Origin of the sequence: Azospirillum sp. BE72 (assembly GCF_031455875.1) — a bacterium.
Lineage (GTDB): Bacteria > Pseudomonadota > Alphaproteobacteria > Azospirillales > Azospirillaceae > Azospirillum.
This window is the reverse complement of the sequence record NZ_JAVDTO010000002.1, coordinates 65,121-91,551: the sequence shown is the minus strand read 5'-3', so window position 1 is coordinate 91,551 and position 26,431 is coordinate 65,121. Positions and strand designations below refer to the sequence as shown.

Below are 26,431 nucleotides of genomic sequence, written 5' to 3'. Positions count from 1 at the left end.
GATGTGTTCGTGGAGGTTCTGTTCGAACCGAAGGGGAGCCGGATGCTCCCCGCCCTTCTCTTTGGGGAGGGGACGTCGCGCCCCCTCCAGGTCCTGCGGTCGTTGTCCAGAATCAGAGGTCTCCGTCGGGATCCTCGGTCATGGCGAAACCGGCGCCCGGCTCGGCGTCCATGTCGGCGGCGACGTCGTCGTCCTCGCCCAACTCCTCGCCGTCGCTCTCGCTCATGCCGTCTTCATCGCCCAGCGAGGTGTTGCCGCGGGCGGCCCAATCGTTCTCGCCGGCCATCAGCTCGACGATCTCTTCTTCCGGCTCGTCCGGCTCGACATGCTTCTGGTGGCCCTTGATCAGGGCGTTCTTCAGATATTCGAGCGACACCGTCTCGTCCGCGATCTCGCGGAGCGCCACGACTGGGTTCTTGTCGTTGTCGCGGTCGATCGACAGCGGAGCGCCGCTCGCGACCTCGCGGGCGCGCTGGGCAGCCATCATGACCAGCTCGAAACGGTTCGGAACCTTCAGGACGCAATCTTCAACGGTAACGCGGGCCATGCCAGACGAACTCCGGATTCATAGGAGGCTCTAGACTATATGGATGTGGCCCGATAGGTGCAAGCGCGAACGACAGCGCTGCTGCATTGCGTCAGAGGAACGGCAGCAAACCGCTTGGCGTCCCGCCGAAACGATCGGCAGCTACAGTCGGCAGGCGTTGCCCCCTTGTATGTTTGCGCATCATACACTAGATTTCAAAATTGGAACGCGAGCTTTTCGCGCAATTTCCATGAATTTTCCACAAGCAGCGATGAAAGGATTATGGCATTGGAGCGCAATTCGACTTTGCCGCGTGATGTCAGCAAGTTGTTTTACAAGGAAGAGCGCCTCGCTCTTTTCATTGACGGCGCGAACCTTTATGCCGCTGCGCGATCATTGGGCTTCGACATCGATTACAAGAGGTTGCGGGACGGCTTTGCCGGCGAAGGACGACTCGTGCGCGCCTTCTACTATACTGCACTCGTCGAGGATCAGGAGTATTCCCCGATTCGTCCGCTGGTCGACTGGCTCGACTACAATGGCTACACCATGGTGACCAAGCCGACCAAGGAGTTCACCGACGCCTCCGGCCGGCGCAAGATCAAGGGCAACATGGACATCGAGCTGGCCATCGACGTGATGGAGATGGCCGACCATGTCGATCACATCCTGCTCTTCTCCGGCGACGGCGATTTCCGCCGGCTGGTGGAGGCGGTGCAGCGCAAGGGCGTGCGCTTCAGCGTCGTCAGCACGGTGCGCTCGCAGCCGCCGATGGTGGCCGACGAACTGCGGCGCCAAGCGGACAACTTCATCGAACTGCAGGAACTGGCGCCCTTCATCGCCCGCACCCATCATCACCGCGAGCAGGCTCCCTCGAACCACGACCACCAGAGCGGTCCGACGATGTACGATCCGGACGACCGCGGCTGATACGGATGCCGAAAACGGCATAAAAAAGGAGCGCCCTGCGCTCCTTTTTTCGTTTGCGGATACGGTGTTCAGCGGGTGGCCGGTTGTTGCCGGTTCCGCGCCATTTCCTCCGCGGTTTTCAGCGCCGCGATCAGGCTCGTCGCGTTCGCCGTACCGGTCCCGGCGATGTCCAGGGCCGTTCCGTGGTCGGGCGAGGTGCGGACGAAGGGCAGGCCCAGTGTGATGTTCACCCCGCTGTCGAAATCCACCGTCTTTACCGGAATCAACGCCTGATCATGGTACATGCACAGCGCGGCGTCATAGCCGCGGCGGGCGGCGGCGTGGAACATGGTGTCGGGCGGACGCGGACCGGACACGTCGATGCCGTCGGCGCGCAACACCGCGATGGCGGGCGCGATGACGTCGATCTCCTCGCGGCCCATCGCCCCGCCCTCCCCCGCATGGGGGTTGAGGCCGGCGACCACCAGCCGGGGCCGTTCGATGCCGAAGTCGCGGGCCAACGCCGCCGCGGTGACTCGGCCGGCATGGATGATGGCATCCGTGGTCAGCAGATCGACCGCATCGCGCACCGACACATGGATGGTGACGGGCACGACCCGCAGGTCGGCGGCGGCCAGCATCATGATCGGCTCCTCGGTCAGGCCAGCCAGATGCGCAAGATATTCGGTATGGCCGGGATGGCGGAAGCCGGCGGCATAGAGCGACGATTTCTGAATGGGGTTGGTGACCACGGCTGCGGCCTGCCCCGCCTGCACCAGGGCGACCGCGCGGTCGATGCTGTCGATCACCGCGGCACCATTCACCGGGTCGGGAGTGCCGGCGACGACCGGGTGGCCGAGCCGCACCGGCAGGACCGGCAAGGCTTGATCGAACAGCGCCACCGCGTCGCTGGGGTCTGCGACCGCGCGGACCGGTACCGCCATTCCCAGCTTCGCCGCCAATGCACTTAGCCGGTCGGGATCGTCCAGGACGACGAAGGGCGGCACCGCCGCTTCATGGCGTGCCGCCCAGGCCTTCAGCGTGATGTCCCCGCCGACGCCTGCCGGCTCACCCATGGTGAGGGCCAGCGGCAGGCTGTTCGGCAGGGCGGCCGTCACAGGCGCGTCTCGATGAAGGCGGTACGGCGCAGATCGCGCAGGTACCGGCGGGACAGCAGTTCGGCCCGCTCGTTGATCAGGTCGCGTTCCACCTCCTCGCGACCCGGCAGCTTGGCCTCCTGGATCGGAGTCGGCGCGGGCGGCGGCGGCGGGGCCGGCTGGGCTTGCGGCGGCGGCTGGATCATCGGCACGTCGCGCTTGCAGACGATCAGGATCACCGCGGCGGCCTGGCTCATCAGGACCGGGCTGGCCTGACCCAGCGGGATGCCGAGCGCGAGATTCTGCAGCCCCGGCGCCATGTCCTTGACCCGCATGGTGCCCATATCGCCGGATTCCGGCATGCCGGTCTCCTTGGCACGGGCCTGGAAGTCGCCGCAGCTCTTGATCGACTTCCGCAGCTTCTCAGCCTGCTCCTTGACAGCCTTGGCCTGATCCGGGGATTCGATCGGAATGATGATCTGCTTCATGTTGACCGTGGCCTTGGCCACGTCGGGCCGCGGCTGCGGACGGGGAGCAGCCGGCTGGGCGGCGGGCATCGGCACCTCGCCGCCGCTGCTGCCGAACGGCCGCTGGCCGCGCACCAGCAGGATGTGATAGCCGGTGGCCGTGCGGATGGGCGTCGAAAGCTGGCCGCCGCGCATGCCGGACAGCGCCTTGTCGACTTCCGGCGACAGTTCGCCGCTGCGCACCCAGCCGAGATCGCCGCCAGACGCGGCACCGGCGGACTGCGAGAACTGGCGGGCCAGCGCCGCGAAATTGCCGCCGCGCTTCACCTCCTCCACCAGACGCTCGGCGTTGCGGCGCACCTCGTCGTCCTGGTCGGGGCTGTCCACCGCCAGGAAGATCTCGGCGACCAGATATTCGGGCTTGCCGATGTTGGCCTTCAGCCGCTCCATCGCAGCGTCGATCTCGTCCTCGCCGACGACGACCTCCTGCCTGATGCGGCGCTGCATCACCTTCTGCCAGGCCAGCAGCGAACGGATCTGGTCCTTCAGGGTGGAGACGGGCACGTTCTGCCGCTTCAGCATGTCCTGAAGCTGCTGGCCGTTCAGGCGGTTCTGTTCGGCGATGCGCTTGATCGCCTCGTCGATCTCGGCGGGCGAAACGGTGATGCCCAGGCGCTTGGCCTCCTGCATCTGCAGCCGCTCGTCGATCAGCAGACGCATGACCTGCGGCGTCAGGCGCTGGATCGTGTCGGCGTTGCCGGCGGTGCCGGCATTCAGCAGGGCCATGCGGATGCGGGCGTTGACGTCGGAGACCGAGACCACCTCGTCGTTCACGACCGCGGCGATGCCCTCCGCCCCCGGCGCCCGTGCCGGACGGGCGGATTCGTCGCCCGTCCTCGGCGCCGCGGCACCGGCGGCCGCCTTGCTGGACTGCGCCGCGGCGGGCAGGGCCAGAAGCGCGCAGGCGGTCGCCACGGCGACGGTGGTCCGGACGGCTCGCAAACTCGACATGGTGCTCAAGCTCCAAAAACGGGTCGCCCGTTATTACGGTGGGGCCGGTGCCCCATGCAAACGGAATCGGACCTCGCCCTTTCAGTGCAAAACCAACGGGGCGGAATTATGACCGACAGGGATAATCCCGCGCTTTGCGGCGAATGGACCCACCCTTCCCGGCATGGGATCCGCGGCCCCGCGTCTCAACCATCCTCCAGATGCAGCAGGGCCGCGGTGCCCAGCAGCAGGCTGATCCCGGCCGGACTCCAGGCGGCCATGACGATGGGGATCGTTTCCGACATGCCGAAGGTGCGCACCACGTCGGTCATCACGAACAGCACGAAGCCGGTCAGCACGCCGCCGGTGACCATCGCCATCGTCCCACCCCGGCGCGGCAGCCGCAGCGAAAAGGCGGCGGCGAACAGCACCATCGCCAGGAACAGGAAGGGCTGGGCGAGCAGAGACTGGTAATGCAGCCGGTGGCGCACGGCGGGGAAGCCCGTCGTCTCCAGCGTGTGGATGAAGCGCGGCAGTTCCCAGAAGGAGATCGTCTCCGGCGGGGCGAAGCTCTCCTCGATGGTCGTCATGTCCAGTTCGGTCGGGATGGTGTAGGTGTCCAGCAGTTCCGGATCCTTCTTGGCCCGATTCAGGATGGCGTCCTGCAATTCCCACTTGCGGTCCCTCAGGACGGCGCTGGGGGCATCGATGCGGCCCAGATAGGTCTGGTCGGCGTCGAACAGGAACACGATGACGTTCGACAGTTCGAAGGTCACCGGGTTCACCAGTTCGGAATGGATGAAGAACTGCTCCTTCTCGTTGGTCTGGCGCAGCCACAGGCCGGATCGGGAGATGTTCAGCGTGCTCGACTGAAGTTTCAGGTATCGGTCCTGAAGCTGTTCGTATTTGGCAACGAACACCGCGCCGACCGGGTTGATCAGCGTCACCTTGACCACGCCGATGGCGGCGGCGGCGAACATCACCGGCATCAGGAACTGCCAGGCCGACACGCCGACCGCGCGCGCCACCACCAGCTCTGCGCTGCGGGTCAGCCGCCAGAAGGTGAACATGCCCGCGAACAGGATGACGAAGGGGAAGATCTGCTGGCCGATCTCCGGCAACTTCAGCAGAGCCATCTGGATCACCAGCCCGAAGGTGACGTTGGGCTTGCTGCCGGCGCGGCGCAGCAGTTCCACCGTATCCAGCAGCAGCACGATGGCGAGCAGGATCACCATCAGCAGGCAGAACCAGACGATGAACTGCCGCCCGATGTAACGGGAAAGCGTAGGCGAGGAATACATGCGGTGTCCGGTCTCCGGAGCCCCGCCCGGTGCACCGGCATGGCGCGTGGGACGGACTGGCGGGCCACCGCGGCCGATGGGATCGGGCGCAGCACCCGCCGGAACAGGTTCCGGCTGTTTACCCCCGTTGCACAGCGATGACAACTGGGCGGGGGCGGCAACCACCGCAGGGCTGCATCGGCAGCGTCGAAATCCTGCCTCCTTTTCCGGCTGGACTTCCTGCATGGGCAATCCAAACTGTTGATACAGAGGCTGCACGGGAGGGTCGGTCGATGACGGGCACCACGGTCGCAATCCGCCAGGCACGCGCAATGGACGCCGCCGGCATGGCCCGCGTCCATGTGCAGAGCTGGCGATCCACCTATCCCGGCCTGATCCCGGCGCAGTTCCTGGTCAACCTGTCCGAACCGCCCGCCGCGCAGCGCTGGGCAGCCATCGCCGAAACGCGCGGCCCCGGTCAGGGCGCGTTCGTCGCAGTCGATGTCGCCGGCCTGATCGCGGCGCCGGATACCATCATCGGCATCGCCTCCTTCGGCACACGGCGGGTCGCGGTGCAGGGCCATGCGGGGGAGTTCCATGCGCTCTATCTTCTTGACGACGCAAAGGGTTACGGCATCGGCCGGCGATTGATGGCGGCGATGGCGGACCGCTTCCTGGCCGCCGGTATCCGCTCCGCCGCGGTGTGGTGCCTGCGCGACAACCCGTCGCGCTGGTTCTACGAGCGGCTGGGCGGGATCAAGGTGGCGGAACGGCCCATCCGCTTCGCCGACACCGATCTGGTGGAAATCGCCTATGGCTGGCGCGACCTGACGCCGCTTGCACGCTTGTCGGCGGGGCCGGAGGTGCGGTAGTGAGGGGCCTTGAGTCCCCACGCATCAGGATTCGCCGATGTCCAGCGCCGCTTCCCTTTCCGCCGAACGCGTCCTCATTCTCGATTTCGGGTCGCAGGTCACCCAGCTCATCGCCCGCCGCGTGCGCGAGAGCGGTGTCTATTGCGAGATCCACCCCTTCGGCATGAGCGACGAGCGCATCCGCGAGTATGACCCGAAGGCGATCATCCTGTCCGGCAGCCCGGCCTCCGTCACCGAGGCGAACGGTCCGCGGGCGCCGCAGGCGGTGTTCGACCTAAAGGTGCCGGTGCTCGGCATCTGCTACGGCCAGCAGACCATGTGCCAGCAGCTGGGCGGCAACGTCTCCGGCTCCGACCACCGCGAATTCGGCCGCGCCTTCATCGAGATCAAGGAGCCCTGCGCCCTGTTCGACGGGCTGTGGGAGGTCGGGTCGAAGGAACAGGTGTGGATGAGCCACGGCGACCGCGTCACCGCGCTGCCCGACGGCTTCCGCGCCGTTGCGGTCAGCGACGGCGCGCCCTTCGCCGCCATCGCCAATGACCAGCGCCGCATGTACGGCGTGCAGTTCCACCCGGAGGTGGTCCACACCCCGCACGGCGCCCAGCTGCTGGCGAACTTCGTCCACCGCGTCGCCGGCATCAAGGGCGACTGGACCATGGCCGCCTTCAAGCAGCAGGCCATCGAGAAGATCCGCGCCCAGGTCGGCACCGGCAAGGTGATCTGCGGCCTGTCGGGCGGCGTCGATTCGTCGGTCGCGGCCGTGCTGATCCACGAGGCCATCGGCGACCAGCTGACCTGCATCTTCGTCGACACCGGCCTGATGCGCGCCGGCGAGTCGGAAGAGGTCGTGCGGCTGTTCCGCGATCACTACAACATTCCGCTGGTCCACCGCGAAGCGTCGGACCTGTTCCTGGGCAAGCTGGCCGGCGTCACCGACCCGGAGCAGAAGCGCAAGATCATCGGCGGCCTGTTCATCGACGTCTTCGACGAGGAGAGCGCCAAGGTCGGCGGTGCGGAGTTCCTGGCCCAGGGCACCCTCTATCCCGACGTGATCGAGAGCGTGTCCTTCACCGGCGGCCCGTCGGTGACCATCAAGTCGCACCACAATGTCGGCGGCCTGCCGGAGCGGATGAAGCTGAAGCTGGTGGAGCCGCTGCGCGAGCTGTTCAAGGACGAGGTGCGCGCTCTGGGCCGCGAACTCGGCCTGCCGACGGCCTTCATCGGCCGCCATCCCTTCCCCGGTCCGGGCCTCGCCATCCGCGTCCCCGGCGAGATCACCCCGGAGAAGCTGGAGATCCTGCGCAAGGCCGACACGATCTATCTGGAGGAGATCCGCAACGCCGGCCTCTACGACGCGATCTGGCAGGCCTTCGCGGTTCTGCTGCCGGTCCGCACCGTCGGCGTGATGGGCGACGGCCGCACCTACGATCATGTGCTGGCTCTGCGCGCCGTGACCTCCACCGACGGCATGACCGCCGACTGGTACCCCTTCCCCCACGACTTCCTGGCGCGCGTGTCCAACCGCATCGTCAACGAGGTCCGCGGCGTCAACCGCGTGGTCTACGACATCACGTCGAAGCCGCCCGGCACCATCGAGTGGGAGTGAGACTGGTAAGGCACTGAAGCCGGCCCGGCGGATCGACCCGCCGGGCCGTTCCGCTGTTCGGGCGGTGCCGCTGGTCGGCCGGCATCGTCATCGCCCGCAAAGCGGGCGCTTTGGTGCGTAGGTCGAAGGAGTGCCAGATGGACGAGTCCAGTTCCCGCGCCGCCATCCTGAGCGAACTGATCGCCCGCCTGCGGGGGCCGGCCGGAACCGGTGAGGCGCTTAAGGACATTTCCGCAGCCTGCGAATCCGCGCGTGCCGCCGGCCTCGGCAGCGACGTCGAGGCGATGGCGGCGCTGGACCGTGCGACGGCCGATCTGGACCCCATCCTCCGGGAATCGGCGTTGGCCTGTGTTTCCGGCGATCTGCGCCGCTATTCGCGCATTCTCGACATGCTGGACAATGTGCTCGATCTGGCGCCGCTGGACGGCATCAACCAGATCTATTGGAGCATGCAGCGCCAGCTGTTCCTGATGCGGATGGACATGGGGTCCGTCCCGGATTTCATATCCGAACGGGTGTTGCCCTTCTACGAACGGTTCCTGACGCAGATTTCCCTGCGGCTTGGCCTGGCGCCGGCGGCACGGCCGGCGGGGAAGCCGGCGACCGGCCGGGTCGTCATGGTCACCAACCAGTTCCTGTCCGACCAGCACCCGCCCTCGCGCTCCCTGCTGGCCCAGGCGGTCAGGCTGCAGCGGGACCTGGACCGGACGGTCCTGGTGCTGAACACCAACATGATGCCGGACCGCTATTACAGTCCCTTCATCCCGCCCTTCGCCGCCGCAGTGGAAGAGAGCCTGTCCGGCGACCAGACGATCCGGTTCGGTAACGAGACCGTCCGCCTCCTGTCCTCCGCCGCGCCCGGCATCACCGCCGAAAAGCTCAACGGCTTCTTTTCGGCGGTGGAGGAGTTCGATCCCGATCTGGTGATCGCCTTCGGCGGATCGGTGATCGTCGCGGACCTGCTGGCCTCCGCAAGGCCGCTGCTGTGCATCCCGACGACCAGCGGTCAGACCATTTCGCTCGCCGACATCGTCCTGGATTACGGCGGCCGGACGGCGCCGCCCGGCGATGGGCGGCTTGCCCGCTCCTGGCGACCTTTCCGGCGGGGAATGGCGCTGCGGGAGGATGACGGTGCGGCCACGCGGGCGGAGTTCGGTGCGCCGGACGGTGCCTTCCTGTTTGTGGTCGTCGGCAACCGGCTGGACGTGGAGGTGGATGCCGCGTTCGTCGCGCTGCTGGAACGGGTGCTGGATGCGGTCCCGCATGGCGAGGTTCTGTTCGCCGGAACCGTCGATGCGCTGCCGCGCCGCCTCGCCGCTTCGCGTCACGCGGCGCGGCTCCGCTGCCTCGGCCATGTGGAGCGCATCGGCGCGCTCCTTCCTCTGTGCGACGTCTTCCTGAATCCCCGCCGCATCGGCGGCGGCGGCAGTGCGGCCCAAGCGCTGGCATCCGGTCTGCCGATCCTGGCCTTCGACGGCGGCGACGTGGCAAGCATCGCCGGGCCGGGATTCCTTGTCGGCGATGGCAACGCCTTCTTTGAACGGGCAGTTGCGCTGGCCGCCGACCCTCCCCTGCTGTCCAGAAGCCGCGAAGACTCGCGCCGTCGCTTCGCAGTGGTCAGGCAGGCGGAATCCGACCCGAACCAACTCCCCGTCTACATGGACGAGGTGATCGACCTGTACCGGATGAGGAACTGATCGCCTTCACCGCGACGTGGGGTACTCGCAACCCGGCCTTTTCGTCCGCCTCAGAACAGCGGCTCGGCGGCCTGTGAGCGGGTGCCCGGCTTCGTGCCGCGCCGCCTGCCGCGGACCGGCTTGGGGCTGGCCGGCAGCAGCCCTTCCCTCTGGGCGCAGAGATCGTGCCAGACATGTCCCGGCCGCTCCGGCGTCCAGTACATGGGCTCGCCGAGCAGAACCTCTTCGCCGCAGCAGCTGCAGGGCGGATATGGGCTGGATGTGTGTTCGGACCGGTCCATCACACCGTTATGCCAGTGACGAGGCGACCCGTAAGTGATGCGGATCAAATCTGACCGCAAGAGGGTAAAAAATTGTTCCGCTCAAGGTTGAGGGCGGACTCGCATACGCGATCCGCCCTCTTCTGACCGCGGGACGGGGCTACACGCCCCCTTTTGCCATGTCCATCCCCGCTACTGTGCGTCCGCCAACGCCACACAGGCCCGGTCGCGGCCGGCGAGGCTGCCGCAGCCGTCGGCGCGCTGCGAAACGAAGCGCATGACCACGCGTTCCCCCTTGCCGACCGATTGCGGAGGCAGCAGGGCCTCGGCGACCTGAGTGGTGAATTGCGGGCTGACCCGGTGCGTCGACGAGGCCGGGCGCGGCTCGGCGCCGGCGACCTGGACCGGCATGGCGGGAGCGGCTGCCGGTTGCGGCAGCGACGCGACGACGACCGGCGCAGCCGCCGGGACCGGAGCCGCAACCGGCTCCGCGGCCTTCTGTTCGGCCGGGCGCGGTTCCATGCGGCGCGGTTCGACCGCGCGGGACGGTGGAGCTTCGGCGGAGGCGACCACGACCGGCGCCGGCTCAGACTGTTGCGGAGCCGGGGCCGCCGGCTGGCCGCCGCGCGGCTTCGGCGCGTCGTCCGGCACCACCGCGATCTCGATGGCGCCCGCGCCGGCCGCCAGCGACGGCTCGCGGGGGGCGGAACCGCGCAGCACCGGGGTCAGCGCCGCCAAATACAGCTTGGTCTCGCGCGGCAGGCGCTGCTTGCCGGCCAGATGCTGGGCATAGCAGCCCGGTCCGCAATTGTAGGCGGCAAGGAATCCCGGAGCGCCGAACAGGTCGTACATCTCGCGCAGATAGGCGGTGCCGGCCATGATGTTGTCGCGCGGATCGGACGGATCGGAACCGAGGCCGTATTGCGCCCGCATCAGTTCATAGGTGCCGGGCATCACCTGCATGAGGCCGATGGCCCCGGCGGAGCTGGTCAGAACCTTGCCGTTGCGGTTGGTGGCGCGGCCGTTGCTCTCCCGCATCATCACCGCACGGATCCACTTCTCCGGCATGTCGTAGCGTTGGGATGCCTCGCGGATCAGCGGGACCCAGCGCGACAGCGGATCGTTCGGGTCGGGGACGTAGGCTGCTTCTACAGGAGGTGCCGTCTGCACCTGCGGCGCTTCGGTGGCACAGCCGGCAAGGCCGAGCGCGAGGCACAGCATTGCTCCGGCGGCGTTGATCGTCGCGAGGTTCAGTTTGACCACGAGGAATTTTTCCGTGCTGTTGGCGCGGGCAGAACAAGAGTTGGATCGCTTTTCGATGTATAGCCCACGCCTGTCAAGCGACAACGCCACCGTTTTCCGAATCCTGTCCCGAAGATGCCCCAAAAAAGCCCTATTGAACCCTTGTTCTCAGGTGGGCAATTAGGATTTTCGGCAAATGTCTGTATGCCTATGTTCGCTGTCCCTTCGAACAGGACAGTTCCGTCACAAGCCGCGACAATGGGAACCTTGACGGAACATCGGCGCCACCCTTAATGGAGAGCGACGGCCGCGCCCTCAACTGGCACCGACATTGCCGGCGTCGACAGTGAAGACCGCGCAGGCCTGGCCGAACTGGATCGAGCATGATGACCGCCCCGCAACGAACAGTTCCCCCGGCCCCTCAACCGCTCAAACCGCAGCGGCCTTCACCGCAAGACGACGCTCCTCCCCCGCCCCGCCCACGGCGCTTCCTCCGGCTCGGCTGGCTCGTCGTTCTGCTGGTGGCGGTCGGTGGGCTGGCCCTGTGGCGGGCCCAGGGCCCGGCAGCGACACCCGCCGCCCCGCCCGTTCCCGCGGGCGCGCGTCCCGTTGAACTGTCGGCGCTGGAGGTGACCGCCGTCGCCCAGCGTGCGCTGACCGAGACCGTCCGCCTCAGCGGCTCCGTCTCTCCGATGGAGCAGTCGGCGGTCAAGGCGGAGGTTGCGGCCCGGCTGGCCGAGGTGCCGGTGCGCGAGGGGCAGGCCGTGCGCCGCGGCGAAGTGCTGGCCCGCTTCGAAACGGTCGAACTCGCCGCCCGCCTGAGCGAGAAGCAGGCCAATCTGGAGGGCGCCCGCGCCCAATTGGTCCTGGCCGAGAAGACGCTGGCAAAGAACCGCACGCTGAACCGCAACAACATCGTCTCCGACACCAGCCTGGATCAGGCGGAAAGCAGCTTCGGTTTCCAGAGGGCGCAGGTGGATGCGCTGGCCGCCCAGGTGGAACTGGCGCGCAAGGCCCTGCGCGACGCGGTGGTGGTCAGCCCGATCGACGGGATGGTCGCCACCCGCTCGGTCAATCCGGGCGAAAATCTGGCGGTGAATGCCGCCATGTTCACCATCGTCGACCTGTCGCGGGTCGAGGTGGAGGCGACCGTCCCGGCGGAACAGGTGGCACGGCTCGCCGTCGGCCAGACCGCCCGGCTTCGCGTCGAGGGGTTTGGGGAGCGGGAGTTCGTTGGCCGCATCGCCCGCATCAATCCGATGGCGCGGGCGGGATCGCGGGCCATCCCGGTCTATGTGACGGTCGACAACAAGGACGGTGCGCTCCGCGGCGGCATGTTCGCCAGCGGCGAGGTTCTGGTGGCGGAGGCTGCGGGCGCCATCGCGGTGCCGCCGGTCGCCATCCGTCATGACGACCAGGGAGATTTCGTTCTGGTGATCGCCGACGGCCGCACGATGCGCCGCCCGGTCACGCGGGTGGCCCAATGGGCGCGCGGCGATCTGGTGCAGGTGGAGGGGCTGGCGCCGGGCGACCGGGTCGTCACCGGCAACCTGCCCGGCCTGACCGCCGGCCGCGCCGTCGCGGTCGGCCGCACGGCCACCGGCTCCTGAGGACCGGACAAGCCCCATGCCGATCACCCGCATCAGCGTCGACAATCCGGTCTTCGCCACCATGATGATGGTGGCGCTGATGGTGCTCGGCCTCTTCTCCTACAACCGTCTGGGCGTCGACCTGTTTCCCGACGTCGATTTCCCGGTGGTGGTGGTCAGCACCAGCTATCCCGGCGCCAGCCCGGAGACGGTGGAGACCGACATCACGCGCCCGGTCGAGGATGCGATCAACACCATCGCCGGCATCAAGACGCTGACCTCGCGCTCCTACGAAGGCCAGTCGGTGGTGATCGCGGAGTTCGACCTGAAGACCTCCTCGGTCCAGGCGCTGCAGGACGTGCGCGAAAAGGTCTCGGCGATCCGCGCAACCTTCCGGGACGAGGTGAAGGACCCGCAGATCACCCGCTTCAACCCGGATGACCAGCCGATCCTGTCCATCGCAGTGACGTCGGACCTGCGGTCCTTGCGCGACCTGACCACGCTGACCGACCAGATCATCCTGAAGCGCCTGCAGAATGTCCGCGGCGTCGGCAAGGCCACCATCGCCGGCGGGGTGAAGCGCCAGATCCTGGTCCGCCTGAAGCCGGAGAAGCTGGAGGCCCTCAACGTCGGCGTCGACGAGGTGATCGCCACCGTCACCGGCGAGAACCAGGACGTGCCGGCCGGCACCGTCACCGGCCAGGGACGGGAGCGCGTGATCCAGGTGGAAGGGCGCGTGCGCAACCCGCGCGACCTGCTGGACCTGATCGTCGCCCGCCGCGGCGAGAGTCCGGTTCGCCTCGGTCAGGTCGCCGAGGTGATCGACGGACAGCAGGAGCAGGACTCCGCCGCCATGCTGAACGGCGCCCCGGCGCTGGCGGTCGATGTGGTGAAGGTCCAGGGTGCCAACACCGTCGAGGTCGCGCGCGGCCTGCATGCGGCGATCCAGGATCTGCGGACCAACAGCTCGCTGCCGCCCGACGTGACGCTGGCGGTGGTGCGAGACAGCTCCCGCGGGATCACCAACTCGCTGAGCAACGTGCAGAAGACCCTGGTCGAGGGCGGCATCCTGACGATCCTGATCGTCATGGTGTTCCTCGGATCCTGGCGCAGCACGGTCATCACCGCGCTGACCCTGCCGGTCGCCGTGCTGGGCACCTTCGGCATGCTGGCGGCGATGGGCTTCACGCTGAACATGATGACGCTGATGGCGCTGTCGCTCGCCATCGGCATCCTGATCGACGACGCCATCGTGGTGCGCGAGAACATCATGCGCCACCTCGCCCGCGGCCAGGGCCACCGGCAGGCCGCGCTCGACGGCACGGCGGAGATCGGGCTGGCGGTGCTGGCGACCACGCTGACCATCGTCGCGGTGTTCCTGCCGGTGGCCTTCATGGGCGGCATCATCGGCCGCTTCTTCCTGCAATTCGGCATCACCGTCTCGGCGGCGGTGCTGATCTCGCTGTTCGTGTCCTTCACGCTTGATCCCATGCTGTCCAGCGTGTGGTACGACCCGGCAGCCCACGGCAAGCATGGACGATCCATCTTCGGCCGTTTCGCGGCTTGGTTCGAGCGCGGGTTCAATGCCGTCTCGCACGGCTACGGCCGGCTGCTGCGCTGGGGCCTGCGCCGCCGCTTGCTGGTGGCGATCGTGGCGCTGGCGATCTTCTTCGGCAGCTTCCTGCTGGTGCCGCGCATCGGCGTGGAGTTCGTGCCCGCCGCCGACCTCGGCGAGCAGATCGTCGAGGTGGAGACCCCGGTCGGCTCCTCGCTCGCCACCACCACCGCCAAGACCAAGCAGGTAGAGGCGGCGATCCGCGAATTCCCGGAGATCGCCTACACCTACAGCACCGTCAACACCGGCGTATCGATCGGCCATAACCGCGGCAGCATCTATCTGCGCTACATCCCGATCGAGCAGCGCAAGCGGTCCCCCAACGATCTCGCCCGGCTGCTGCGCGAAAGGCTGTCGGCGATCCCCGGCGTCACCACCGGCATCGCCATCCCCGGCGTCGGCGGCGTGCAGAAGCAGATCCAGGTGTCGGTCCAGGGCCGCGACATCGCCGAACTGGACCGGCTGTCGCAGAAGGTCATCGGCGACATGCGCGCCATCCCCGGCTTCGTCGATGTCGACAGCACGCTGAAGGCGGCCAAGCCGACGCTGGCCGTACGGCTGGAGCGCGACATCGCCAGCGACCTCGGCATCGGCACCGCCAAGGTGGCCGACACGCTGCGCCCGCTGTTCGCCGGCGACACGGTGTCGAGCTGGAAGGCGCCGGACGGCGAAAGCTACGACGTGCTGGTCCGCCTGCCGGAAGGCGACCGCGCCGGCCGCGCCGACCTCGACCGCATCCATTTCTCCGGTGGGAAAGACGCCAACGGCACACCGCGCATGATCCCGCTGTCCCAGGTGGCGGAGGTGGTGACGACGCTGGGCGCTTCGCAGATCAACCGTCGCGACCTGCAGCGCGAGGTGAATGTCCAGGCCAACGTCCAGGGCCGCGCCGCCGGCGACGCCGGGCGAGAGCTGCAAGCGGCATTGGCGAAGATCGAGCTGCCGCCCGGCTACCGCATCGTCTTCGGCGGCTCCACCAAGGACATCGCGGAGACCAGCAGCTACGCGGCACAGGCGCTGGCGCTTGCCGTCATCCTGATCTACCTGATCCTGGCCTCGCAGTTCGGCAGTTTCCTGCAGCCGCTCGCCATCATGGCCTCGCTGCCGCTGTCGCTGGTCGGCGTGTTCCTGGGGCTTCTGGTGGCGGGATCGACGCTGAACATCTTCAGCGCCATCGGTTTCATCATGCTGATGGGTCTGGTGACCAAGAACGCCATCCTGCTGGTCGATTTCGCCAATCAGGCGCGCAAGCGCGGCGCCGACCTGCACGATGCGCTGGTGGAGGCCGGCATCATCCGCCTGCGTCCCATCGTGATGACCACCGCCGCGATGATCTTCGGCATGATCCCGCTGGCGCTCGGCATCGGCGAGGGCGCACAGCAGCGTGCCCCCATGGCCCATGCGGTGATCGGCGGACTCTTGTCCTCCACCATCCTGACGCTGCTGGTGGTGCCGGTGGCGCTGACCTATCTGGACGGCCTGTCGCGCCGGATGAAGCGCTGGTTCGCGCACACCGATCCCGACGCGCAGCAGCACCCGGCGGAGTAAGCGTCAGACGAGGGCCGGCGACCGGGCGGAGCTTTCCACGCCGACGCGGCCCAGATTCTGCTCCACCCACCGGCCCGCAGCCTCCCGCCCGGCATCGCGCAGCCAGTTCAGGAAGGTCCAATCGGTCATCAGCTTGGAATAGACGCCCAGATCCTGCAGATGCTCGTCGGCATCGATCAGGTGCAGGCGCGGGGCGTCGGCGCGCGCGGACAGGCAGCGCAGTTCCTGCAGCAGGGCGGCGTTGAAGGTGATCTGGTTGAGGCGGGCGGCGATGCCGGCCGGGTCCTCCGGCGTGGTGGCGCAGGTGAGGGGATTGATCGCCACCACCAGCAGGTCGGCGCCGGGACAGGCCTCCGCCAGCGGAGACAGCGGCGGATTGGCGAGATAGCCGCCGTCCCAGTAATCCTGCCCGTCGATCCGCACCGCGCGGAACAGGTGCGGCAGGCAGGCCGATGCCAGCAGATGATCGACTTCGACCTCCGTCTCGTCGAACAGGCGCAGGGCACCGCTCCGCACATTGGTGGCACTGACGAACAGCCGCAGACCGCTCCGCCGGATCAGCTCCGGCTCCACCATCTCGGTCAGCAACCCGCGCAGGGGGTGGAAATCCGCCGACTGCGTCTGATAGGGGGTGATCCAGCGCTTCGCCCAATCCACCAGATGCGATCCCGGCGCATGGTCGACGTTCCAGCGGCCGAGCAGCCGGTCGGTCACGCTCGGCCGGATCGGTCCAAGCCGCCCGGCTGCACTCACCCGCTCCCAGAAATTCGCCAGTTCCGCGCGCGCTTCCGCGCATCCGCCTCGTGTCCAGCCCTGCACCAGCATCGCGGCATTCATCGCCCCGGCACTGGCGCCGCTGACACCGACCAGCCGGATATCCTCCTCCAGCAGCCGGTCGAGCACGCCCCAGGTGAAGGCCCCATGGGCACCGCCGCCCTGCAGCGCCAGCGCCAGCGTCGGTTTAGGCGGCGGCAGGGCCAGCATGGACCCCGGCCCCGGCAGTTCCAGCGGCTCCGCCGGCTTGCTCTGCCGGTTGGTCACGGGCTTGCCGCACACGCGGTTCCACAGCTTGCGGATCATGGTCATGTCGGCACGTCCTCGCTCACTTATGCTGCATCGCAACATGAGCAGAGCCTTGAGGATCGGCAAGGGGGTATGCCCACGGAAGGGGAGGATTGGCACCGCCCTATCCGTCCCGGCATTGGAAAGCCGCCTCCATATGCACTAAGTAGGCACACACCCCAGATGCCGAGTGCTCTCCTTGCCCACCCCTCCGTACCAAGTCGTCCCCGTCATCGACCCCGAGGATCCGCGCATCGAGCCCTACCGCGACGTGCGGGAGCGCGATCTCGTCGGCCGGGACGGGCTGTTCATCGCCGAAGGGGCGGTGGTGGTGCGCAGCCTCGTGCAGTCCACCCGCTACCGCGCCCGCTCGCTGCTGATCGCCGACAAGCGGGTGGAAGCGCTAGAGCCGATGCTGGCGGCGCTTCCTGCTGAAACGCCGGTCTACACCGCCACGCAACCTGTACTCGACCGCATCGCCGGGTTTCCCCTGCACCGTGGCATCTTGGCGGTGGGAGAGAAGACCGAGGTGCCCACCGCGGCCGATTTGCTGGCCGCCTGCGGGACGGTCGCCCGCGTGGTGATGCTGTTCGGCATCGGCAACCACGACAACATGGGCGGCATCTTCCGCAATGCCGCCGCCTTCGGCGCCGACGCGGTGATCCTCGATCCCGGCTGCTGCGATCCGCTCTACCGCAAGGCGATCCGCGTGTCGGTCGGGGCGACCCTGCTGGTGCCGACCGCGAAGCTTGGCGTCGACGAGGACCCGCTCGCCCTGCTCGACCGTTTCGGGTTCGAAGCGGTGGCACTGAGCCCCGCCGGTGCCGAGGCACTGGCCGCCTTGACGCCTCCCGGCCGCGCCGCCCTGCTGTTCGGGTCGGAGGGACCGGGCCTGCCGCCGGCATTGCTGGCCCGTGCCCGCAGCGTGCGCATTCCCATGGCCGGCGGCTTCGATTCCCTCAACGTGGCGACCACCAGCGGCATTGTGCTGCATCATATCGCCTCCGGACAGGCCCAATGACCAACGAGATTCCCGAGCTGCCGGCCGACCCGCATCTGGTGCACGACCTCGCCGTCGCCCATCCGGAGGTGACGACGCTGGGGGCCGCCGGCGTGCTGCGGATGCCAGATGCCGAGGCGCGCGGACTGGTGCCGCTCGGTCTGCCGCTGCCCAAGGGCAAGCGCGACCTGCTGGTCCCGGCGGAGCGGCGCGAGGCTATCCTGCTGGAGATCACCGGCCGCATCGACCGCGCCCACCGTCGCGACGCGCTGCTGGCCCAGGGCCGCCGCGCGCTTGCCGGCAGCCACACGGCGTTGCTGTCCTGCGAGGATCGCACCCGCGTCCGCGCCGTGCGCAGTGACGAGTTGCCCTGGCCCGGCATGGCCCCGGCGATCCGGCTGCAGGTGTCGCGGACCTTCGACGCGCTGGAATTGTCGGACTTTTCCGATGCCGAGCTGTCGGCGCGGCTCGACCATGACCCAGCCCTGCGCGCCGCCCTGGACGATGCGTTGTCCCGCGTGGCGACCCGGCTGCGCGACTTGGCCGAGCGCGCCGGCGACGATCCCGATTGGGGATTCGCCAGCCTCGCCGACCGGTTGGGCAAGGCCGCCCGCAACCGCACCGATGCCGACGAGCTGCTAGACCGCTGGGACCGCGAGTACGACCAGTGGCGCCGCGACCGGGCGGAGGCGCGCGGCCGGGCCTATGTCGACCGTCATTTCGACTTCTCCCGGTTCGAGCGGCTGTTCCCTGTGGCGCGCGGCATGAACCGCCGGCTGGTGCTGGTGATCGGCCCGACCAACTCCGGCAAGACCCACCGCGCCATCACTGCGCTCCGCGAGGCGCGCGACGGCGTCTATCTCGCCCCGCTGCGCCTGCTGGCCTTGGAGGTGATGGAGCGGCTGAACGCCGAAGGCACCCCGACCACGCTCATCACCGGGGAGGAGGAAATCCGCACCCCCGGCGCCCGCCACACCGCCTCCACCATCGAGGTGATGGACCCCGACCGGCCGGTGGAAGTGGCGGTGATCGACGAGATCCAGATGCTGGCCGATCCGGCGCGCGGCTGGGCCTGGACCGCCGCGCTGATGGGCGTTCCGGCCGAAACCGTCTACATCCTCGGCGCGCCGGAGGTCCGCCCTCTGGTGGAGCGCGCGGCCGCCCATCTCGGCGAAGCGCTGGAGGTGGTGGAACTCGACCGCAAGACTCCGCTGTCGATGCTCGACCGCCGGCTGGACTGGGCGGAGGTCGAGCGCGGCGACGCCCTGATCGCCTTCTCCCGCCGCGAGGTGCACAGCGTCCGCGACACGCTGCTGGCACAGGGCCTGTCGGTCGCCGCCATCTATGGCGCGCTGGCCCCGGCGGTTCGGCGGCGCGAGGCGGCGCGTTTCCTGTCCGGCGAGGCCGATGTGGTCGTGGCGACCGATGCCATCGGCATGGGCCTCAACCTGCCCTGCCGCCGCGTGCTGTTCACTGCGCTGGAGAAGTTCGATGGCTGCGCCGTCCGCCCGCTGACCGCGACGGAGGTGAAGCAGATCGCCGGCCGCGCCGGCCGCTTCGGCCAGTTCGAGGAGGGGCATTTCGGCGTCATCGCCCGCGGCACGCCCGCCACCCTGAAACGCCTGCTGGAGGCACCCGACCGCCGCCTGCGCGCCGACGCCCCCCTGCCCGTCCGCCCCACCCGCGCCATGCTGGCCCGCCTCGCCTCTCACATCGACAGCGACGAGACGCGCCTGCTGGTGGAGTGCTTCGGCACCGCGGCAACTGCCGGCTCCCCCTTCCGGCTGGCCGATCTGTCCGCCCTGTGCCGCGCCGCGCCGATGCTGGACGCCCGGCGGCTGGCCTTGGCCGCCAAGCTGGAGCTGCTGCTCGCCCCCGCCGATCTGGAGGAGCCGGAGGATGCCAAGGTCTTCGCCGCCATCCTCGACGCGGTGGAGGCGGGGGAAAGCTTGCCGCTTGCGCGTCTGATCCCGGCCCGGCTCGACGGGCTGACCGCCGATGTGCTGGAAGCGGCGTCCCGGACCTGCGACCTCTATTTCTGGGCGTCCCGCAAATTTCCCGATGCCCTGCCCGACCGCGACCGCGTGCGCAGCGCCCGCGACGCCATCGGCCAGCGTTTGTCGGAAGCACTCGCCTCCCGCGCCCGCCGCCGCGAGCCGCCCCCCGCCGCAGGCTTCCGCGGCGCTCCCCGCAAGCGCTTCGGTCCGCGCCGACGGTGAGGCCCCCGATTCGTTCCCGGCGAAATTCCTCCGCATGGCACTGCTGCACCGCGAACGAAGTGACTTTCCCGCTGTTCTGAACTGGACCTGCTCCGGCAGTGGCCCCACATCGATAGATGTGTCCTATTGCGATGTTAAAAAACATCGATTGGACACTATCGAACTGGCCGGCCATTCTTGCATCAGCGGTCAAGTCTCTGGCCGCCAAGGACCGTTCAGGAGCAACCGGCGTGAAGACCGCATCCCCCACCATCGCCGCCGACGCATCATCCCGCATCCCCGCAACCGGTCGCCGGTTCTGGACCATGCTCGGCCCCGGCTTCGTGGTGGCGGTCGGCTACATGGACCCGGGCAACTGGGCGACGGACATCGCGGCAGGTTCCAGCTTCGGTTTCGCGCTGCTGTCGGCGGTGCTGATCGCCAGTCTGGCAGGGATCTTCCTTCAGGGGCTGATCGTCCGGCTGACGCTGGCGACCGGCAAGGATCTGGCCCGGCTGATCCGCGACCGCTTCCCCCGCCCGGTGGCGATGGCGGTGTGGGCGGTGTCGGAACTGGCGATGATCGCCACCGATCTGGCCGAACTGCTGGGCAGTGCCATCGCGCTGAAGCTGCTGTTCGGCATACCGATCATGGCCGGCGTGGTGATCTCCGCCGTGCTGACCTTCGGCATCCTGGCCCTGCCGGGCGCGCGGGGCCGTGCGCCCGAACTGGTGGTCGGCGCGCTGATGAGCGTGGTCGTGGTCTGCTTCGCCTGGGAATTGGTGATCGCCCGTCCCGATCCTGGCGCCCTGCTGGCCGGGCTGGTTCCGACCATCGAATTGGCCCGCGATCCGGAGATGCTGTACCTGTCGCTGGGCATCATCGGCGCCACCGTCATGCCGCACAACCTGTTTCTGCACTCCGGTCTGGTCCGCTCGCGGCTGGCCGAGGTGAAGACGGCGGAGGAGCGCAGGCAGGCCGCCCGCTGGCTGACCATCGACCTGTCGACCGCGCTGGCGCTGGCCGGTCTGGTCAACGGCTCCATCCTGGCGGTGGCCGCCGTCGCCTTCCAGGGCGTCACCACCGGCAGCACCCCCGGCATCGAGGACGCGCACGCCCTGCTGGGCAGCAGCATCGGCGGAGCCGCCGCGCTGATCTTCGCCATCGCCCTGCTGGCTGCCGGCCAGAGTTCGACCACCACCGGCACCATGGCCGGGCAGATGGTGACCGAAGGCTTCCTGAACCTGCGCCTGCGCCCCGTCACCCGTGCGCTGATCACCCGCGGCGCCTCGCTGATTCCGGCGCTGGCGGTGCTGGGCAGCGCCGGCGATGGCGCGGTCGACGAGCTGCTGGTGCTGAGTCAGGTGGTTCTGGCCCTGACCCTGCCCTTCATCCTGATCCCGATGCTGTTGCTGCTGCGCAACGACAAGCTGATGGGCGGGCTGGCGATGGCGCCGCTGACCCTGCGGCTGGCGAGCCTGACCGTCCTGCTGCTGACCGGCCTGTCGGGCTGGCTGGCCGGTACCACGGCGATGGTGTGAGCGGAAAGGCACCCTCGACCCGGAGCGGGGAATGGTCCATCTTGCGGCCCCTTCCCGTTCTTCACTGTCTGACCGGTGCCCCATGGATCCCGCCCTCGAACAGCGACTTATCGAAGAGCGTCTGGCCGACCTGGAAAGCCGTCTCGCCCACCACGAGCGGATGGCGGAGGAGATGTCGGAGGTCATCTTCGCCCAGGGCCAGATCATCGACCGCCTGACCGCTCAGCTGAAGCGCATGCGCGACCGCGTCGAGGCGGCGGAGTACGCGATAGCCTCGCCGCAGGATGACCGGCCGCCGCCGCATTACTGAGGGGCGGTGGGAAGGCCGGTTACGTGCCACGCTAGCCCCCCCTATCCTCCCCCGCTGGGCGGGGGAGGGACTGCCGCCACTCTCCCGAACAAGCTTTGGTCCCCTCCCCCGCTGGGCGGGGGAGGATAGGTGGGGGTCTAACGCGGCAATAGTCAGACCACCCCCTCGACCACCACCTCCGTCATCATCCCCGTCGCCATGTGCAGCAGGTTGTGGCAGTGGAGCGGCCAGCGGCCGGGATTGTCGGCGTCGAAGGCCACCGTCACGCTGCCCATCGTCGGCACCAGCACAGTGTCGCGCACCGCCCCCACCACCGGGCGGCCATCGATCGTCACCACCTGGAAATGATGGCCGTGCAGGTGCATGGGGTGCGCCATCATCGACAGGTTCTCGAAGGTCAGTTCCACCCGCTGTCCCTTGCGAACCACCAGCGGCGCGTGCGTGCCGAAGGTCCGGTCGTCCAGGCTCCAGACATAGGGGGCCATCGACCCGGTCAGCCGCACCCGCGCCGACAGATCCGCCGCGCGGGTTGGAAGAGACTGCCCGGCGACGAGCCGCCGCTCCAGCGACAGGTCGAGCGCTTCGGTCGCGGCCTCTCCCTGTTCCGCCACCCGCTGCACAATGGCGCCGGGCGTGGCGAGGATGAGGCCGGTCCGCTGTACCGCCCCCTCGCGCAGGGCAAGAATCGGAAACGCGCCGCCTTCGGAGGGCAGCCTCAGCCGGATGTCGAGTCGCTGCCCCATGCTGATCCCGAAGCGGTTGCCGGCGACCGGATGCACGGGGTTGCCATCCGCCGCGACCACCTCCCCGGTCAGGCGCCCGAGATCGAGATGGAAAGCGGTGGAGGTGGCGCCGTTGATCACCCGCAGCCGCACCCGGCCGCTCCGCTCCACCCGCAAGACCTCGGGGTCGGCAAGCGTGCGGTCGTTGGCGAGATAGGCGTCGTACTCGACATCGTTCAGGTCCATCGCCATACCGCCGGACATGGCATGCCCCGCGGAGCCATGAGGCGTTCCGCCGTGATTCATGGAGCCGTGATTCATGGACCCGTGCGAGCCATGTCCCATGGAGCCGAGGGATCCGTGTCCCATTTGGCCGTGACCGCCATGCCCCGTCCCGCCGGCCGGTCCGGTCAGCGCGGCCAGCACCTCGGCCGGAGCGCGAAGGGTGAAGTCATGCAGCAGGACGGTCACCTCCTGCTCGTCGGCGCGGAGGTCGTCGGCACTTCGGACCACCAGCGGGGCGGCCATCAGCAACTGTTCCTGCAGCCCGTGGTGGGAATGCATCCAGTGCGTCCCCGTCCGCGGCGCGAAGTCGTAGCTGGCAGAGCCACCGTCGCGGATGGTCGGGCGGTTCATGTCGGCCACGCCGTCCTGGGCATAGGGCGGAGTCTGGCCATGCCAGTGGATCACCGCCTCTTCCCCCGCCCGGTTGGCGAGATCGACCAGAAACCGCCGTCCGGGATCGAGAACCAGTCCATGCGTGCCGTCGGGTTGGCGGATGCCGAACACGCTCGCCGCCTTGCCGTTCACATCCAGCGTGCGGCGCTCGATGCTCAGGCGGATGGGCTGATCCGCGGCCGGCACTGCGGCCAGGGTGGAGCGAGGAAAGGCGGGCAGCAGGGCGGCACAGCCGCCGGCCATGGCCGTCGACAGCAGACGGCGGCGCGAAAGCGCGAGAGTCATTGCGAACACCGGAAATTCGAATTGGGGGAAAGCACCGAAGGCGCCGTCACGCCGCGAGCGGGCGCGGACGACGCGAGCGACTCATCCCAGCCGCGGTGGCGGCAAATCCGGGCGCACTCCCTGCCCCTCGCGCAACGGTCCGGCGGGCCAACCCGGCATCGACCTCCCCAGCACGACCGGAACGACCAACTCTTCCCCCGGTGCCGCCGCCGTCACGGCAGCGCATGCCATGCCGCCGCAGCAGGGCTGCAGCACACCATGGTGAGCCGATCCCTGACGGCCCGATCCTTGCGACTGGGCCGGAACGGGCCGGACATGGTGGGTCATTGCAGCGGATTGCAGGTGTTGCTGCGCCGTGGCCGCAGGCGAAGGGCTGTCGCCGTCGTGCGGGCATGCGGCGACGGCGGTACCTTGCCACAGCAGCAGGACGAGCATCGCCAGGGCCATCGCCCCCGCTATGCTCGTCAAACGCCGCAGCCAGTCGGTGACGCAGATCGGCACCGCAACGCTCCCGCCTGTTACCCAGCCATTTCAGATAGGTCGTCGGGCCGACGCGGTCAATCGCCGCCGACCAGCGGCCAGTCCCGCTACCCATTCAGTCCTAAGAACTTTCCCGAGCATGGAACTGCAACACAGCTCCCCTATATTCGCGCTCACCCGAAACAACCCACCTTCGTCGTGACCATGTCCGCCTCCGCCCGTCCGGCCAACACCCCGCACACCGCGACCCGCCAGCTGCATTGCGCCTGCTGCGGCCGTCCGTTCGTCCGTCCGTCGACGCGGGGGCCGGCACCGCTCTATTGCTCGGTGGATTGCCAGAAGCAGATGCGGGTCCGCTCGCGGGTGTGGAGCCAGCGCGACGACGCTCCGTTCGGCCTGCGCCGGGCGTCCTAGGACTCAGCGGATCTCGACGGTCGCGCTGTCGCTGCGGCCGTCGGCGTCGAGCACCGTGACGCGGACCAGCCCCGGACCGTCCGGCCGCCACACCACCTCCCGCGCGATGGGCGACTGGGCGATGCGGCGCCCGTCGATCAGCCAGGACAGCGGCCGCCGCCCGCCGGTGGCGGTCAGGGACATCGGCTCCCCCTTCCCGTCCGGCCCCAGCGCCTCCAGCACCATGTCGCTGACCGGGAAGGTCAGGCGCAGCCGATCGGACTGGCGGGGACCGGCCACCTCGGCGTCGCCGGGCCGCAGGCGGCGCAGCAGTTCCGGCGGCGTCTCGTTGCGCACCGGTCCGGCGGGGCGGCCACGCTCGGCCGGAAGCCGGTCGAACACCTCGAACAGCAGCGGTGCCGCGGTATTGCGGCCGTAATGGTCGGGGCTGGGCGTACCGTCGGGGCGGCCAACCCACACGCCGACCGTATAGCGCCCGGTCACGCCGAAGGCCCAGGCGTCGCGGAAGCCATAGCTGGTGCCGGTCTTCAGCGCCACGGGTCCGCTGCCGCGCAGTTCCTGCGCTTGCACCACGCCCGGCGGCGGCGGGGAGCCTTCCAGGATGGCCCGAACCTGCTGCGCCGCCGTGGCCGACAGCATCCGGTGTTCCGCCCCACCCGGTTCGTCGATCCTGGTTCGCAGCGGCGCGACCAGCCCGTCGCGGGCAAGCCCGCCGTAAAGCGCCGTCATGTCCCACAGGCTGATCGACGCCCCGCCGAGGGCCACCGGCAGGCCCGGCAGCGCCGCGCCATGGGGCAGCACGAGCCGCGCGCCGGCCCGCCGCAACGCGTCGGCGAATCGTAGCGGCCCCACCCGGTCGAGCACCAGCACCGCAGGCACGTTCAGCGAGCGTTGCAGCGCCTCCATCACCGTCAGGTCGCCGGTGAAGCTGCGGTCGAAATTGCGCGGCGCCCAGTCGCCGAAGCGGGTGGAAACGTCGGCGATCTGGGTCAGCGGATGGATGATGCCGTCGTCGAAGCCCAGCCCATAGATGAAGGGCTTCAGCGCCGACCCCGGCGAGCGCACCGCCCGAACCATGTCGATCGGCCCCTGCCGCGTCTCGTCCAGTGCGTTGGGACTGCCGAGATAGGCGAGCACCGAGCGGTCGCGGTTGTCCACCACCAGCACTGCCAGCCCGGCCTGCGGGTTCAGCGTCTCCGCCGCCCGGCGGCCCAGTGCCTCGACCGCCTGCTGCAGCGTGCCGTCGATGGTGGTGGCGATCTCCGCCCGGCCGGGATTTGCGCTGCGCAGCCGGTCGGCCAGATGCGGGGCTGACGCCGGCAGGGGCAGGCGTGCCGACGGCACCGGCAGCGACTTCGCCTCCGCCACCGCCTTGGGCGACAGGGCGCTTGCCTCCGCCACCCGGTCCAGCACCTTGTCGCGCGCCACCTGCGCCCGCTCCAGATAGCGGTCCGGCCGCAGACGGGATGGCGATTGCGGCAGCGAGACCAGCAACGCCGCTTCTGCCGCGTCCAACTCCACCGGCGGCTTGCCCAACAGCATCAGCGAGGCCGCTCGGATGCCTTCGATGTTGCCGCCATAGGGGGCGAGCGTCAGGTACATGCCGAGGATGTCGCGCTTGCCGTAGCGCCATTCCAGCTGCGCCGCCCGCGCCGCCTCGATCAGCTTGGCCGTAAAGGTGCGCGGTCGCGGCTCCAGCAGGCGGGCGACCTGCATGGTGATGGTGGAGGCACCGGACACCACCCGCCCGGCTCCCAGATTCTGTGCCGCCGCGCGCAGCACTGCCAGCGGGTCGACCCCGGCATGGCTCTCGAATCGCCGGTCCTCATAGGCCAGCAGCAACTCGACGAACAGAGGCGACACGTCGTCGACCGTCGCCGGCAGACGCCACGCCCCTGACCCGTTGGTGAAGACGCGCAACGGCTGGCCCTTGCGGTCGGTGACCGTCACCGACAGGTCGGCCAGCCGGTCCAGCGGCGGCGGGAACAGCCGGTCGAGCAGCAGCGCCGTGCCCATCAGGACGGCGACGCCCGCTGCGGCCAG

Annotated in this window: 21 protein-coding genes; 11 read left to right on the top strand and 10 right to left on the bottom strand. The window is 68.8% G+C overall.

Features of this window, described 5'->3' with window-relative positions:
- Positions 1-112: 112 nt before the first annotated feature.
- On the bottom strand, positions 113-547 hold the full coding sequence (gene rpoZ, locus J2Y49_RS06585; protein ID WP_194914185.1) for a DNA-directed RNA polymerase subunit omega: 435 nt from the start codon (positions 545-547) through the stop codon (positions 113-115).
- Between the two features lie 261 nt (positions 548-808).
- On the opposite strand from rpoZ, the gene J2Y49_RS06580 reads away from it, so the two are divergent.
- The gene (locus J2Y49_RS06580; protein ID WP_149222424.1) at positions 809-1,456 is read left to right on the top strand and encodes an NYN domain-containing protein; all 648 of its coding nucleotides are present in this window, start codon (positions 809-811) and stop codon (positions 1,454-1,456) included.
- Positions 1,457-1,524: 68 nt separating this feature from the next.
- Here the strand turns inward: J2Y49_RS06580 and pdxA are convergent, their stop codons facing one another.
- The 3 genes from pdxA to lptG form a co-directional block, all read right to left on the bottom strand.
- The gene (gene pdxA / locus J2Y49_RS06575) at positions 1,525-2,553 is read right to left on the bottom strand and encodes a 4-hydroxythreonine-4-phosphate dehydrogenase PdxA (protein ID WP_310113460.1); all 1,029 of its coding nucleotides are present in this window, start codon (positions 2,551-2,553) and stop codon (positions 1,525-1,527) included.
- Positions 2,550-4,010, bottom strand: a complete 1,461-nt coding sequence (locus J2Y49_RS06570; protein ID WP_310113458.1) for a peptidylprolyl isomerase — start codon at positions 4,008-4,010, stop codon at positions 2,550-2,552. Before J2Y49_RS06570 ends, pdxA begins: the two co-directional genes overlap by 4 nt.
- Before the next feature lie 185 nt (positions 4,011-4,195).
- A complete protein-coding gene (gene lptG, locus J2Y49_RS06565) occupies positions 4,196-5,290 on the bottom strand; it encodes an LPS export ABC transporter permease LptG (RefSeq protein ID WP_149221750.1) in 1,095 nt (364 codons plus the stop codon).
- A gap of 272 nt (positions 5,291-5,562) precedes the next feature.
- On the opposite strand from lptG, the gene J2Y49_RS06560 reads away from it, so the two are divergent.
- From J2Y49_RS06560 to J2Y49_RS06550, 3 genes are all read left to right on the top strand, one after another.
- Complete coding sequence (locus J2Y49_RS06560; protein WP_310113457.1) at positions 5,563-6,141, top strand: GNAT family N-acetyltransferase; 579 nt, start codon at positions 5,563-5,565, stop codon at positions 6,139-6,141.
- A 37-nt stretch (positions 6,142-6,178) separates the two neighbouring features.
- Positions 6,179-7,747 carry a glutamine-hydrolyzing GMP synthase gene (gene guaA, locus J2Y49_RS06555; RefSeq protein ID WP_310113456.1) on the top strand — a complete coding sequence of 523 codons (1,569 nt, stop codon included), beginning with the start codon at positions 6,179-6,181 and terminating at the stop codon, positions 7,745-7,747.
- Between the two features lie 137 nt (positions 7,748-7,884).
- Positions 7,885-9,444: a glycosyltransferase gene (locus J2Y49_RS06550; protein WP_310113454.1), complete on the top strand. Its 1,560-nt coding sequence runs from the start codon at positions 7,885-7,887 to the stop codon at positions 9,442-9,444.
- Positions 9,445-9,494: 50 nt separating this feature from the next.
- On the opposite strand, the gene J2Y49_RS06545 is transcribed toward J2Y49_RS06550, so the two are convergent.
- Together J2Y49_RS06545 and J2Y49_RS06540 are read right to left on the bottom strand one after the other, a co-directional pair.
- The gene (locus J2Y49_RS06545) at positions 9,495-9,725 is read right to left on the bottom strand and encodes a hypothetical protein (protein ID WP_310113452.1); all 231 of its coding nucleotides are present in this window, start codon (positions 9,723-9,725) and stop codon (positions 9,495-9,497) included.
- Between the two features lie 171 nt (positions 9,726-9,896).
- On the bottom strand, positions 9,897-10,967 hold the full coding sequence (locus tag J2Y49_RS06540) for a transglycosylase SLT domain-containing protein (RefSeq protein ID WP_310113450.1): 1,071 nt from the start codon (positions 10,965-10,967) through the stop codon (positions 9,897-9,899).
- Positions 10,968-11,467: 500 nt separating this feature from the next.
- On the opposite strand from J2Y49_RS06540, the gene J2Y49_RS06535 reads away from it, so the two are divergent.
- Together J2Y49_RS06535 and J2Y49_RS06530 are read left to right on the top strand one after the other, a co-directional pair.
- Positions 11,468-12,556, top strand: coding sequence for an efflux RND transporter periplasmic adaptor subunit (locus tag J2Y49_RS06535; protein WP_310113448.1), 1,089 nt, complete (start codon positions 11,468-11,470; stop codon positions 12,554-12,556).
- Positions 12,557-12,572: 16 nt separating this feature from the next.
- Positions 12,573-15,698: an efflux RND transporter permease subunit gene (locus J2Y49_RS06530; RefSeq protein WP_310113446.1), complete on the top strand. Its 3,126-nt coding sequence runs from the start codon at positions 12,573-12,575 to the stop codon at positions 15,696-15,698.
- A gap of 3 nt (positions 15,699-15,701) precedes the next feature.
- Here J2Y49_RS06530 and J2Y49_RS06525 read toward each other — a convergent pair whose 3' ends face one another.
- Entirely contained in the window at positions 15,702-16,784 is a 1,083-nt protein-coding gene (locus J2Y49_RS06525) for a patatin-like phospholipase family protein (RefSeq protein ID WP_310113444.1), read from the bottom strand.
- Between the two features lie 175 nt (positions 16,785-16,959).
- Between J2Y49_RS06525 and J2Y49_RS06520 the strand changes: the two genes are divergently transcribed.
- The 4 genes from J2Y49_RS06520 to J2Y49_RS06505 all read left to right on the top strand — a co-directional run bounded on the left by J2Y49_RS06520 (position 16,960) and on the right by J2Y49_RS06505 (position 21,809).
- Positions 16,960-17,781 carry an RNA methyltransferase gene (locus J2Y49_RS06520; protein ID WP_310113442.1) on the top strand — a complete coding sequence of 274 codons (822 nt, stop codon included), beginning with the start codon at positions 16,960-16,962 and terminating at the stop codon, positions 17,779-17,781.
- Positions 17,778-19,979, top strand: a complete 2,202-nt coding sequence (locus J2Y49_RS06515) for a helicase-related protein (protein ID WP_310113440.1) — start codon at positions 17,778-17,780, stop codon at positions 19,977-19,979. The genes J2Y49_RS06520 and J2Y49_RS06515 overlap by 4 nt, the downstream gene beginning before the upstream one ends.
- Positions 19,980-20,209: 230 nt before the next feature.
- Positions 20,210-21,499, top strand: coding sequence for an Nramp family divalent metal transporter (locus J2Y49_RS06510; RefSeq protein WP_310113438.1), 1,290 nt, complete (start codon positions 20,210-20,212; stop codon positions 21,497-21,499).
- Positions 21,500-21,581: 82 nt separating this feature from the next.
- A complete protein-coding gene (locus J2Y49_RS06505; protein WP_310113437.1) occupies positions 21,582-21,809 on the top strand; it encodes a SlyX family protein in 228 nt (75 codons plus the stop codon).
- A 152-nt stretch (positions 21,810-21,961) separates the two neighbouring features.
- Here the strand turns inward: J2Y49_RS06505 and J2Y49_RS06500 are convergent, their stop codons facing one another.
- Positions 21,962-23,494, bottom strand: coding sequence for a multicopper oxidase domain-containing protein (locus tag J2Y49_RS06500; RefSeq protein ID WP_310113435.1), 1,533 nt, complete (start codon positions 23,492-23,494; stop codon positions 21,962-21,964).
- Between the two features lie 81 nt (positions 23,495-23,575).
- Positions 23,576-23,995, bottom strand: coding sequence for a hypothetical protein (locus J2Y49_RS06495; protein ID WP_310113433.1), 420 nt, complete (start codon positions 23,993-23,995; stop codon positions 23,576-23,578).
- Positions 23,996-24,178: 183 nt separating this feature from the next.
- Here J2Y49_RS06495 and J2Y49_RS06490 point away from each other — a divergent pair, with 183 nt between their 5' ends.
- Positions 24,179-24,388, top strand: a complete 210-nt coding sequence (locus J2Y49_RS06490; RefSeq protein WP_081505952.1) for a hypothetical protein — start codon at positions 24,179-24,181, stop codon at positions 24,386-24,388.
- 3 nt (positions 24,389-24,391) lie between these two features.
- On the opposite strand, the gene pbpC is transcribed toward J2Y49_RS06490, so the two are convergent.
- Positions 24,392-26,404 carry a penicillin-binding protein 1C gene (gene pbpC / locus J2Y49_RS06485; protein ID WP_310113431.1) on the bottom strand — a complete coding sequence of 671 codons (2,013 nt, stop codon included), beginning with the start codon at positions 26,402-26,404 and terminating at the stop codon, positions 24,392-24,394.
- Positions 26,405-26,431 lie beyond the last annotated feature (27 nt).

Coding starts and splice junctions, on each gene's coding strand:
- J2Y49_RS06530 (WP_310113446.1), top strand. CDS start 12,573: ATGCCGATCACCCGCATCAGCGTCGACAATCCGGTCTTCGCCACCATG.
- J2Y49_RS06580 (WP_149222424.1), top strand. CDS start 809: ATGGCATTGGAGCGCAATTCGACTTTGCCGCGTGATGTCAGCAAGTTG.
- lptG (WP_149221750.1), bottom strand. CDS start 5,290: ATGTATTCCTCGCCTACGCTTTCCCGTTACATCGGGCGGCAGTTCATC.
- J2Y49_RS06560 (WP_310113457.1), top strand. CDS start 5,563: ATGACGGGCACCACGGTCGCAATCCGCCAGGCACGCGCAATGGACGCC.
- J2Y49_RS06570 (WP_310113458.1), bottom strand. CDS start 4,010: ATGTCGAGTTTGCGAGCCGTCCGGACCACCGTCGCCGTGGCGACCGCC.
- J2Y49_RS06525 (WP_310113444.1), bottom strand. CDS start 16,784: ATGACCATGATCCGCAAGCTGTGGAACCGCGTGTGCGGCAAGCCCGTG.
- rpoZ (WP_194914185.1), bottom strand. CDS start 547: ATGGCCCGCGTTACCGTTGAAGATTGCGTCCTGAAGGTTCCGAACCGT.
- J2Y49_RS06505 (WP_310113437.1), top strand. CDS start 21,582: ATGGATCCCGCCCTCGAACAGCGACTTATCGAAGAGCGTCTGGCCGAC.
- J2Y49_RS06545 (WP_310113452.1), bottom strand. CDS start 9,725: ATGGACCGGTCCGAACACACATCCAGCCCATATCCGCCCTGCAGCTGC.
- J2Y49_RS06515 (WP_310113440.1), top strand. CDS start 17,778: ATGACCAACGAGATTCCCGAGCTGCCGGCCGACCCGCATCTGGTGCAC.
- J2Y49_RS06500 (WP_310113435.1), bottom strand. CDS start 23,494: ATGACTCTCGCGCTTTCGCGCCGCCGTCTGCTGTCGACGGCCATGGCC.
- J2Y49_RS06490 (WP_081505952.1), top strand. CDS start 24,179: ATGTCCGCCTCCGCCCGTCCGGCCAACACCCCGCACACCGCGACCCGC.
- guaA (WP_310113456.1), top strand. CDS start 6,179: ATGTCCAGCGCCGCTTCCCTTTCCGCCGAACGCGTCCTCATTCTCGAT.
- J2Y49_RS06550 (WP_310113454.1), top strand. CDS start 7,885: ATGGACGAGTCCAGTTCCCGCGCCGCCATCCTGAGCGAACTGATCGCC.
- pbpC (WP_310113431.1), bottom strand. CDS start 26,404: ATGGGCACGGCGCTGCTGCTCGACCGGCTGTTCCCGCCGCCGCTGGAC.